Genomic DNA, 10,420 nt, shown 5'->3' on the forward strand with positions numbered 1-10,420 from the left:
GTCCGCCGTTTGACGGGCGCGCCGGCTTCTCGCTCAATCGTCGATCAATCACCGGCAAGCTCGCCGCGCATGACCGGCGCGTACGTGCGCAGGATATCGGTAACGAAGCGCATGACGGTCTGGACGGGCTTCGAGAGCATCACCTCCCGGCGGTAGACGATCGAAAGGGTCTGCCGACCCAGGATTTCACCCGTCAGGCGCTGAAGCTTCGGCTCCCGGTCACCCGCGAGGCAGGGCAGCACCGCCAGGCCCAATCCCGCCACGGCCGCAGCAATCAGGTCCTCGATCCCGCGATGGAGAAGCGCGATGTTCGCGCCGGCGCCATGCTCGGCGATCCATTTCGCACCCGGCAGGCCGGAGAACTCCGGGTTGAAGCCGAGCACCTCATGGCCCGAGAGATCGCGCGGGTCGGTAGGCGCCGGGCGGCGCGCCAGATAGTCCGGTGACGCGTAGAGGGACCACCCGACCTCCTCGATCTTTCGCGCCACCAGCGTTTCGTCCGTCACCGGACCGACCCGGACCGCGAGTTCAGCCTCCCCCTTGGAAAGATCGACCGGACGGATGGCGCTCAGGAATTCGAGCGAGGTCTGCGGGTGCTTGCGGCGCATTTCCGCGAGCAGTTCCGCAAGGTGGGGCGTGAAGAGATCCAGGAACCCTGTCGGTACGGCGACACGGATGCAGCCTCCCTGCGACACGGCGCGGGCTTGCAGATCACGGACAGAGCGTTCTACCTCCTCCGCGCGCGAAACGAGGCTTTCGCCGAGCGGCGTCAACTGAATGCCGTTCTCACGGATGACCAGGGCCGCCCCGATGGCGCGTTCCAGTGCCGTCAGCCTGCGACCGACGGTGGAATGCTTCACCTTGAGCAAGCGGGCGGCCCCGGCAAGCGTGCCGGCCCGCGCCACCGCCAGGAAGTAGCGCAGGTCGTTCCAGTCCAGCCTGTCGAGCTTGGTCATGGCCCCCGTCCCCGGCCGATTCGGCACAGGTCTGCCCATTTCCGCACGGGCCCGTGCCGTCTTTGGCAATCCCCTTCGGCCGCGCTTTCTGGCAATTCAGCCCTCGCCGCGCTGCTGGGGAGAATGGCGGCACCAATACCCCTCTGGCAAGGGCCGCTCGGGACGACGGCTGATCCCCCGAGGTCAATTTCCACATATCCACATGGAGGGCCCAATGGCCAAGACACCGGACGAAGTTGAATACGAATCAGTCTATGGCACGTCAAGAAACGACGTGATCTTCGAAGAAGCAGCCTCACTTCTAACCGCTTACTTCTATGGAAAGGGCGGCAACGATGTCTTCATCGCCGGGAACAACGATCCGTATGTGGCCGGCACTGGATACCTGGACGACTTTTTCTACGGCGGCAGCGGCTCGGATACGATCAGCTATCAGCAATCCAACGTGAAGATCGAGGCCAGCCTGGAGTCTGGAATCGTCCATCGTAGCATTAGCGGCTCTCCAGCCGACGACTACCTGGACAGCGTAGAAAATCTGGTCGGCTCGAACTTCGGCGATGATATCCACGGATCGAGCGGCGCCAACTACCTCTGGGGCTTCGGCGGCAACGACATCATCTTCGGCTACGGCGGCAACGACAACATCTCGGGCGACAGCGGCAACGACCACCTGGAAGGCGGCGATGGCAACGACGCGATCAGCGGTGGAACCGGCCACGACTTTGCGGCCGGCGGAAACGGCCACGACACCCTGAACGGCGGCGACGGCAACGACAAGCTCGAAGGGGGCTCCGGCAAGGATCAGCTGAGCGGCGGCGCGCATCACGATACCCTGCTCGGCGGTGCCGGAAATGACCGGTTGGAGGGCGGCTCCGGCAACGACGCGATCGACGGCGGCGACGGCACCGACACGGTGGTCTACACCGGATCGGGCGCCGTCTCGGTCAACCTGTGGCTGGGGACCGCGTCCGGCGCCTGGGGCAACGACACGCTGGCCAACATCGAGCGTGTCGAGACCGGCAGCGGCAACGACATCGTCTTCGGCAGCTTCGGCAGCAACCGCCTCTCCACCGGCGGCGGCAACGATACGGTCTATGCCCTCGATGGCCACGACATCGTGTATTCCGAGTCAGGCCACGACACGGTCTATGGCTACGAGGGCAACGACCTGATCTATGCCAGCACCGGCAACGACAAGCTCTACGGCGGTGACGACGGCGACACGATCTATGGCGAGGACGGCCATGATCTGATCAGCGGCGATGAGGGCGACGATGTCCTGTACGGCGGCGCGGGCAGCGACAAGCTGCGCGGCGGCGACGGCCTCGACACGATCAACGGCGGGTCCGGCCCGGACATCTTCGCCTGGGGAGAAGGCGACAGCGGCCTGGACACGATCGCGGGCTTCAACGTCAACGAGGACAAGCTCTGGTTCGAGACGGGCTTCTTCGATACCGACGCCGTCGGCCCGCTCAACCTCGAGGACGTCTTGATGGTGTTCGATGACGGGCCGCATGCGTGGCTCGCCGCCAACACCACCGAGGAGGGCTGGACATTCATCGCGAAGCTGACGAACGTCGATGCGTACGCCGTGGGCCAGCGGATCAGCGACGGCAGCATCCTGGCACCGCCGGCGGTCGACCTCGGCGACCTCGTGGGCTGAGCCCGCTGGGACCCAGCACCCGACTCCTACCACCTTGACCCTCGACATCCCGTCGGGGGTCAAGGCGCGTACGGAGCCACGAAAACGGCATCCTCCACCCCCTTCCCCGCAATTCATGGTTAGCCATTCATTAAAGGTTTTGGGATTTGATCCAATGCAATAGGCGTCGGGGTCCCGCAACCCAGGGGTTTGCCGCGCCGCCCGAGGCCTTGTCAGCCGATGCTTTTCGCCCCCTGGCTGCGACTCGGACGAATCGATTACGATTCAAAGCGATCCGGGGGTGCTCGAGGAGAGCAGACATGAGTCGAATCCTGTGCGTGGCGGTTGTGATGGCGGCCCTTTCGGGGCCGGCGATGGCCGGCATGAGCGAGGGCGTGGCGGCGGTGACCGTCGGCGACTACGAGAAGGCGATCGCGGAATTCCAGCCGCTGGCGAGCGCAGGCGATGCGGCGGCGCAATACCAGCTGGCCAAGATCTATCTCGAAGGCCGCGGCCCGGCGAACGGCGTGCCGCAGGGCGTCGAGCTCATGACCAAGGCGGCCAACGGCAACTACCCCGAAGCGCAGGCGCAGCTGGGCCTCATGTATGCGATGGGGCTGGGCGTCGAGGTCGACAACGTGAAGGCCTATGACTGGCTCAGCAAGGCGGTGACCGCGCTGCCGGCCGGCACGCGTCGCACTGTCGCCGAAGCCAACCGCGACGCCGTGCTGAAGCGCATGAATGCGAGCCAGCAGACCCAGGTCGCGGCGGCGAGCAAGGCCAAGCCTGCCGAGATGCCGGCTGCGACCACGGTGGCGAAACCAGCCGCGACGCAGGAAGCGGCGAAGAAGTCCGCCACCGAGACCACGACCGCCAAGGCGACCACACCGGCGCCGGCCACCACCAAGACCGTGACCGAGGCGGCCGCGACCAACAAGACGACGGCCACTGCCAAGCCCGCGACGACAGACACGAAGACGCCTGAGAAATCCACGCAGGTGGCGAGCGCGAAGGCACCGGACGCCGCACCCAACGCCGCGGCGCAGCAGACGGTGCCGTCGGGCGTGCGCATCCAGCTCGTCTCGATGCCGAGCGAAGAGGCGGCGTGGACCGCCTGGAAGCAGCTGTCCGGCAAATATTCCAGCCAGCTCTCCGGCCTCACCGCCACGGTGGAGCCGGCCGACCTCGGCACCAAGGGCATGTTCTACCGCGTGCAGACGGGCCCCTTCGCGACGGTCGCGGCGGCCCAGGAACGCTGCACCGCGATGAAGGAAGCCGGGCTCGATTGCCTGGTGGTCGGCAAGCCCTAAGGCTCCGCGCACTCACGCGCTTGTGAGTGCCGAGGCAGGGCGGACTGCGTCAGACTTGCCTGCACGAACGTAGTCCATGCGACGCGCTGCGGCGTCCATCGATCCCTGACCTCAATGGAGTTCATGATGAAGAACGCGCTGCTTCTGGCCTCTGCCGTCGCCTTTGCTGTTTCCGGACCGGTCATGACCGCAGCCCAGGCCGCCGAAAACGAGAAATGTTACGGCATCGCGGCCGCGGGCCAGAATGATTGCCAAGCCGCCGGCAATTCCTGCGCCGGCCAAGTGGCCGAGGCCGGCCGCGGCGATGCCTGGATCTACGTGCCGACCGGCACCTGCCAGAAAATCAACGGCGGCAGCCTCGAGCCGAAGCAGGGCTAGATCCGATAGCTCTTCAAGAGAGTCCCTTCTCCCCTTGAGGGAGAAGGTTGCGAAGCCTTGGTGAGCGCCAGCGAACCTAGGCGGAGCTGGATGAGAGGTAGCGCGCCCGGTAGGCGCGCGCTAGAGCGCAAGAAGCAGCGATGCAGTTCGCACTCGTAGCGCTCGCGCGCTGCGCGCCTTTTGGCGCGGCCCCCCTCACCCAGCTCCGCCTAAGCTCATTTCGTTCGCTAAGGCTGCGCAGCCCTCTCCCTCGAGGGGAGAGGGGCGCGCCCTTATGGGAGGTGTGGAGTCTCGCGCCCTTGTGATCGCGCTCTCGTCCCGATGCCGTGTCATTATGAAGTGGATGCGAACACGGCATTTTAGCGGACTGCGCGGGGTCGCTAGCTTGAGATGACGGCAGGTGCCGAAAGCATCGCCTGCCGATCGAATCACTCTCAAACGCAAGGAGACCCCGATCCATGAAGACCTCCCTGATTCTCGCCGGCGCCGTTGCCGCCGCCCTCACCGCTCCGGTCGTCGGCACTGCCGCCGCGGCGGACAACGAGAAGTGCTACGGCATCGCAGCCGCCGGCCAGAACGACTGCCAGACGGCCAGCAGTTCCTGCGCCGGCACTGCGGCCCAGGCGGGCCGTGGTGACGCCTGGATCTACGTGCCCGCCGGCACCTGCACGAAGATCAACGGCGGCAGCCTCCAGCCGAAGCAGAGCTAAGCCTGTTATTGAGCGGCGCGGCAGCGGCCACTGAGTCGCCACCGCGCTGGCTCTCCACCTCTGCGCAGGTGTCGACCGTGCCGACCAAGATCGATTTTCGCGACTGCGTGCATCACGGGATCGCCGGGCCGACGCCGGATCACATCCTGGCCTCGATCCGCGCGGAATATTGCCTGCCGCCGAGCGCGCCGGTCCGACAGGCGCCACATGCTCAGCCGCGCGAGATCGCGATCCGGGCGGAGGATTTCTCAGGCCTCGAGCGGGCGCTGGGCAGCGCGGCCTTCCGCCAGCTGCTGAGCGATTTCCGGCGCGGCGCGCGCCATCTGCGCGACCTGCCCGATTTCCTGGCGCAGCATCGCTATGGCCGCGCCACCGCGGCGCTGGTCGACCTGGCGCGGCTGGAGCTTGCGCTCAGCGTCAGCGAGCGCGCGCCGGCAGCGCGCAGCATCGGCCCGTGCTGCCTGCCGCCGGCGTTGCTGCGCAGCCATCCCGATCTGACGCTGGTGTTTCATCCGGCCTGGCAGTGGCTCGCAGTGAATTCCGCCGCGGATCACTGGCGCAGCGCGCTGCTCCACGACGCGGCGATCGTGCCGCCGCCCTTGCCGCGTCCAACCCGGCTCCGCCTGTCGCCCGAGCACGGGCGCATCGTTGCGGAGAGGCTGAGCCCTGCCTTGTTCGCCTTCGAGCAGGCGTTGCAGAGCGGCGCGACATTGCGGCAGGCGAGCGACGCGGCGCGCCATGACGTCGCCTTCGATCCGATCCAGTCCCTGCTTCCGTTGCTGATGGCGGGCGCCGTCATCGATGTGGAGCTGCATCCTGCGCATGAAGCGACCACACACGACAATGACGAGGTGATGCCATGACCGCCCTCATCTACCAGGCCCGCCGCTTCCGCGACCTCGCGGAGCGGATTCCCTACAGCGCGGTCGCGCTGCTGGCGCGCGTGGCGATCGCCACCATCTTCTGGCGCGCGGCCCGCACCAAGCTCGCCAATTTCGACCTGACCATCGCGCTGTTCCAGGACGAGTATCTCAAGACCCTGCCGTTCCTGCCCGCCGCGCCCATGGCCTATCTGGCGACGGCGCTCGAGCTTGCCATGCCGGCGCTGATCCTCGCCGGACTGCTGACACGGCTGGCGACACTGCCGCTGATCGGCATGGCCTTCTTCATCCAGATCTTCGTCTATCCGACCAGCTGGCCGGACCATCTCATCTGGATCACGCTCCTGGGCCTGCTGCTGGCGCGCGGGCCGGGCGTGATCTCGCTCGACGCGCTGCTGGTACGGCGGTTCGGCCGCAACGATGCAGGGATGCACGTGCACGCCTAGACACGCGTTCGCCTTAAGGTCCATTGCCATTCCCCCACGGCGCGGTCACCATGGATAGCGGGGTCCTGAAGCGGAAGGGGAGCATGGCAGTCAACGGCGACAAGGTGCGGCCGCGGGTGCTCATTCTCGGCGCGGGGTTCGGCGGGCTTTCGGCGGCCAAGGCGCTGCGCAACGCGCCGTGCGACGTGGTGGTGATCGACCGGCGCAACTATCATCTGTTCCAGCCCCTGCTCTATCAGGTTGCGACCGCCGCGCTCTCGCCGGCAGAGATCGCGAGCCCGATCCGCTCGATCCTCAGCCGGCAGAAGAATGCGCGCGTGCTGATGGCGCGCGTCACCGGCATCGATGCGGCTGCCAAGCGCGTGCTGCTGCAGGACGGGCGCACGGAGGCGTTCGATTACCTGATCGTCGCGACCGGGGCGCGCCATGCCTATTTCGGCCACGATGATTGGGAGGGCTGCGCCCCAGGCCTCAAAAAGATCGAGGACGCGACGGACATCCGTCGGCGCATCTTGCTGGCGTTCGAGCGCGCCGAGGCGATCGATGATCCAGAGGCGCGCAAGGCGCTGCTGACGTTCGTGGTGATCGGCGGCGGCGCCACCGGAGTCGAGATGGCGGGCGCGATCGGCGAGGTGGCGCACTGGGCGCTGGCGGACGAGTTCCGCGTCATCGATCCCACACAGGCGCGCATCGTGCTGATCGAAGCCGGCCCGCGCCTGCTGCCGGCGTTTCCGGAAGACCTCGCCGAGCATGCGCGCAAGGCGCTGGTGAAGCTAGGCGTGGAGGTGCAGCTTGGCCGCGCGGTCGAGCAGTGCGACGAGGGCGGCATCGTGTACGGCGGCGAGCGGCTGCCGGCGCGCACCATCGTCTGGGCCGCTGGCGTGCAGGCCTCGCCTGCGGCCAAGTGGCTGGGCGCGGAGAAGGATCGCGCCGGGCGCGTCATCGTCGCCAAGGACCTCACCGTGCCGGGCCATCCCGACATTTTCGTCGTCGGCGACACGGCGCTCGTGCTGGATCCGAAAGGCCAGCCGGTGCCCGGCATTGCGCCCGCCGCGAAACAGATGGGCGCCCATGCGGGGCGCGTGATCGCGGCGCGGCTCGCAGGCCGGACGGAGGAGCGGCCGTTCCGCTATCGCCACGCCGGATCGCTCGCCACGATCGGCCGCAGCGCGGCGATCGCCGACTTCGGCTGGCTCAAGGTCAAAGGCTGGCTCGCCTGGTGGCTGTGGGGCATCGCCCATATCTATTTCCTGATCGACTTCCGCAGCCGCTTCATCGTCGCGCTGCAGTGGCTCTGGTCCTATTTCACCTTCCGCCGTGGCGCGCGCCTGATCACGGGCGGCGAAGGGGAGATGTAGGGGCAGATTCCTTCGCGAACGCGCGACGGCGCAACGGCGTAGCCGGATAGGCCCTGTTGCTCGTACGCCACTAATCCCCATTTGGCAGCATTTCTCCAGGTTCCAAGGCAACGCCAGCTTGCAAGCGCGTGTTCACGAGCCGGTGGGTTCCTGCACATCTGGAGGGTGAAATGTACGAACGAGCCATGAGTTTGCCGTTGCTCGCGCTCTCGCTCGCAGTGGTATGCAGCCCGAGTGTGGGTCTTGCGCAAAGCGATGCCGTCCCCGGACCGTCGCAGCCAGCAGGCACACTGGTCGCGCAGAACCAGACTCGCGAGTTCGTGGTCTACTTTGCGCTCGATGACGCCACGCTGGACGATCAGGCGCGCGCCACCGTCGCAAGCGCCGCACAGGAATATCAGCGCACGGGGTCAACCAGGATTTCCGTCCGCGGCCACACGGATACCTCGGGCGACGCGGAGTACAATCAGGCGCTCTCCGAGCGGCGGGAGCAGGCGGTCACGGATGAGCTGGTCCGGCTGGGTGTGCCGGCTGGCGCGATCACCGGGGAGGCGCTCGGCGAGACGGATCCTGCGGTTCAGACCGGTGACGAGGTCCCCGAAGCGGAGAACCGACGGGTGGAGATCGCAGTTGAAGCGCCGCCACCGCCGGAGCCGGCCCCTCCGCCCGAACCGGCGCCGCCGGTTGCTGCTGCCCCCGAACCGACGCCCCCGCCGCCTGAAGAAGAGCGCGGCCTGTTCAGCGTGGGGCCGTTCTACGGCTACAACATCGAGGACCAGAATGGCGGGTCGAGCCACCTGGCCGGTCTGAACTTCAGCCTGGACTACGCTTTCGGTCCGTGGGTGAGCGCGGGCCTCGAACAGGCGGGCTTCTATCACTTCAGCACCGAGAATGACGGTTTCGGCGGTCGCAGCGCGGCGAGCGTCAACCTCCTCCTCGGCCGCGACGACGTGGTCCCGTACCTCGGCGGCAATGTCGGTTATCTCTACGGGTCTGGCATCGACGACGACTTCTTTGCCGGACCGGAGATCGGCATCACCGCCGGCGCCTTCAACGCGAAGGTTGCCTACGACATGCTGTTCGATCGCGATGCCGGCGACGGGGTGGTCGCGGCCACGATCGGATACGGGTTTCGGTTCTGACGGTACGCGCTCGGCGGCTGCGCATGAGACGGCGCGGCCGCCGAGCGCTGCGCTGGTGGATCGCCAGCAGCAAGAATGCGAAGCCGTTCCGCTACGCCACGCGGGATCGCTGGTCGAATGAGAGATGTAGAGGGCGGCGCCTACCGGCACCGCCCGACATTCATACGGCTAAGGCGTGGTCCGCTGATTCAAACGTCAAACGAACTGGATCGGCACCGGCGGTACCGTAGTTCACCAGAGTGGCGACGGTCTGGAACCCATCGCCCCCACCGTCTGTGTCCACTTGCACCACGATGTCCGATCCAGATTGCTGCAGACGCACGAAACCGGTGAGGTCGTCGCCCGGATCGAAATTGGCATCGAGCAGATCGCTGAGATCGATCTTGTCGCCCTCGGCATAGCTGTAGTCGAGGATCAAGTCTGCGTTCGCAACCGTATTGTCGCCGGCCTTGAGGACATAGGTATCCCCGCCTCGACCACCGGCCAGCACATCGATTCCTGTGCCCCCAGTCAGTGTGTCGCTTCCGTCGCCGCCGAGCAGGAGGTCATTGCCCGAGCCACCGCCGAGCGAGTCGTCGCCCGCAAGTCCGACCAACACATCGTCGCCGTTCAAACCCAGTGAACCCGCACCGCCAGTCAGAAGGTCGCCACCCGCCGTGCCGATCACTAGATCGTCGTCAGTATCTGCATCGGGCGAGGTGTCGGCCGGAGGAAGCGGGTTGAAGAACGAGTCAATCGAATAGGTGCCAACCCCATATCCCGTTGCCAGTGAGATATGGGCCGCCTCGAAATTCTGCACGTCTGCATTCCAGGAGCTGCTGTCCAGATCGAGAACATCGCCTGTCGGATTGCCGTCGAAGTAAGCCCGCAGGTCGTTCTGGAACGTAGTGTTCGCTAGGATCTCGGCGAGCTGATCGGGGGTGAAGACCAAGGTGACGGTGTCAGTGCCATCTCCGCCATCGTATACCACGGTCGTGGTGGAGGGCTGATGACTCCACGACGTTGTGAGCACATCGTTGCTGTTCCCCGCATTCGGGTCGGTATCTATGTCGTTTAGGTTCACGCTCGAGAGGTCGACAGTACTCGCGCCACCAAAGCTGGGCTGGAACTCAGCGATGCTGATCGTTGTCGACACAGGATCGTTGACGTGGTCATCGATCGTAACGGTAAGCGTGCCGGTTTCCTGGTTGTTGCCTAAGGCTGGATTCCATTGAACTGCGCCAGAGAACAGGAAGGCATTTATCGCATCAATAGTCCCACTAAGAGTGATTGTGGCAGTCCCGCTCCCCACAACGGCTACTACGCCGGGGATGCCCGCCGCTGTCAGTAGGTCAGCCGGGTCATCCATCTGAAGGGTGACCTGGACAATCGTGCTGTCGACGTCCTGGAAGCTGACCCGGTTGATCGGCGTCATGTTCCCATCGTTGACGTCCGACCAATAGAGCAGGCCTGGCGCATTGATGATCGGCGCAGCATTCGCGTCGTTGGTGCCGCTGATGGCGAAGCTCACAATGGTGCTGGCCTCGCCGTCGGTCCCGTCCTTGACATAGATCGTGAAGTCGTCGCTGACCTCGGCGTCATGCGCCAGCGCGTTGGT

Annotated in this window: 10 protein-coding genes; 8 read left to right on the top strand and 2 right to left on the bottom strand. The window is 65.9% G+C overall.

Going from position 1 to position 10,420, the window contains the following annotated elements; translation table 11 throughout:
- Positions 1-44: 44 nt before the first annotated feature.
- Positions 45-956, bottom strand: a complete 912-nt coding sequence (locus DTX69_RS21965; RefSeq protein WP_162917447.1) for a LysR family transcriptional regulator — start codon at positions 954-956, stop codon at positions 45-47.
- 214 nt (positions 957-1,170) lie between these two features.
- Here DTX69_RS21965 and DTX69_RS21970 point away from each other — a divergent pair, with 214 nt between their 5' ends.
- From DTX69_RS21970 to DTX69_RS22005, 8 genes are all read left to right on the top strand, one after another.
- Positions 1,171-2,619, top strand: a complete 1,449-nt coding sequence (locus tag DTX69_RS21970) for a calcium-binding protein (protein ID WP_162917448.1) — start codon at positions 1,171-1,173, stop codon at positions 2,617-2,619.
- Between the two features lie 299 nt (positions 2,620-2,918).
- Positions 2,919-3,908, top strand: a complete 990-nt coding sequence (locus DTX69_RS21975) for an SPOR domain-containing protein (RefSeq protein WP_119303728.1) — start codon at positions 2,919-2,921, stop codon at positions 3,906-3,908.
- A 123-nt stretch (positions 3,909-4,031) separates the two neighbouring features.
- Positions 4,032-4,286, top strand: coding sequence for a BufA1 family periplasmic bufferin-type metallophore (locus DTX69_RS21980; protein WP_119303741.1), 255 nt, complete (start codon positions 4,032-4,034; stop codon positions 4,284-4,286).
- Positions 4,287-4,744: 458 nt separating this feature from the next.
- Positions 4,745-4,996, top strand: coding sequence for a BufA1 family periplasmic bufferin-type metallophore (locus tag DTX69_RS21985; protein ID WP_119303729.1), 252 nt, complete (start codon positions 4,745-4,747; stop codon positions 4,994-4,996).
- Between the two features lie 77 nt (positions 4,997-5,073).
- Entirely contained in the window at positions 5,074-5,859 is a 786-nt protein-coding gene (locus DTX69_RS21990) for a hypothetical protein (RefSeq protein WP_162917449.1), read from the top strand.
- A complete protein-coding gene (locus tag DTX69_RS21995) occupies positions 5,856-6,323 on the top strand; it encodes a DoxX family protein (RefSeq protein ID WP_119303731.1) in 468 nt (155 codons plus the stop codon). Before DTX69_RS21990 ends, DTX69_RS21995 begins: the two co-directional genes overlap by 4 nt.
- An 83-nt stretch (positions 6,324-6,406) precedes the next feature.
- Positions 6,407-7,681, top strand: coding sequence for an NAD(P)/FAD-dependent oxidoreductase (locus tag DTX69_RS22000; RefSeq protein ID WP_119303742.1), 1,275 nt, complete (start codon positions 6,407-6,409; stop codon positions 7,679-7,681).
- 170 nt (positions 7,682-7,851) lie between these two features.
- On the top strand, positions 7,852-8,823 hold the full coding sequence (locus DTX69_RS22005; RefSeq protein WP_119303732.1) for an OmpA family protein: 972 nt from the start codon (positions 7,852-7,854) through the stop codon (positions 8,821-8,823).
- Between the two features lie 160 nt (positions 8,824-8,983).
- On the opposite strand, the gene DTX69_RS22010 is transcribed toward DTX69_RS22005, so the two are convergent.
- Positions 8,984-10,420, bottom strand: a 1,437-nt coding sequence (locus DTX69_RS22010; protein WP_119303733.1) for a calcium-binding protein, incomplete at its 5' end; no start/stop codon positions are given.

This window comes from Dongia deserti, from assembly GCF_003574735.1.
Lineage (GTDB): Bacteria > Pseudomonadota > Alphaproteobacteria > Dongiales > Dongiaceae > Dongia_A > Dongia_A deserti.

Coding starts and splice junctions, on each gene's coding strand:
- DTX69_RS21965 (WP_162917447.1), bottom strand. CDS start 956: ATGACCAAGCTCGACAGGCTGGACTGGAACGACCTGCGCTACTTCCTG.
- DTX69_RS21980 (WP_119303741.1), top strand. CDS start 4,032: ATGATGAAGAACGCGCTGCTTCTGGCCTCTGCCGTCGCCTTTGCTGTT.
- DTX69_RS22005 (WP_119303732.1), top strand. CDS start 7,852: ATGTACGAACGAGCCATGAGTTTGCCGTTGCTCGCGCTCTCGCTCGCA.
- DTX69_RS21975 (WP_119303728.1), top strand. CDS start 2,919: ATGAGTCGAATCCTGTGCGTGGCGGTTGTGATGGCGGCCCTTTCGGGG.
- DTX69_RS21970 (WP_162917448.1), top strand. CDS start 1,171: ATGGCCAAGACACCGGACGAAGTTGAATACGAATCAGTCTATGGCACG.
- DTX69_RS21995 (WP_119303731.1), top strand. CDS start 5,856: ATGACCGCCCTCATCTACCAGGCCCGCCGCTTCCGCGACCTCGCGGAG.
- DTX69_RS21985 (WP_119303729.1), top strand. CDS start 4,745: ATGAAGACCTCCCTGATTCTCGCCGGCGCCGTTGCCGCCGCCCTCACC.
- DTX69_RS22000 (WP_119303742.1), top strand. CDS start 6,407: ATGGCAGTCAACGGCGACAAGGTGCGGCCGCGGGTGCTCATTCTCGGC.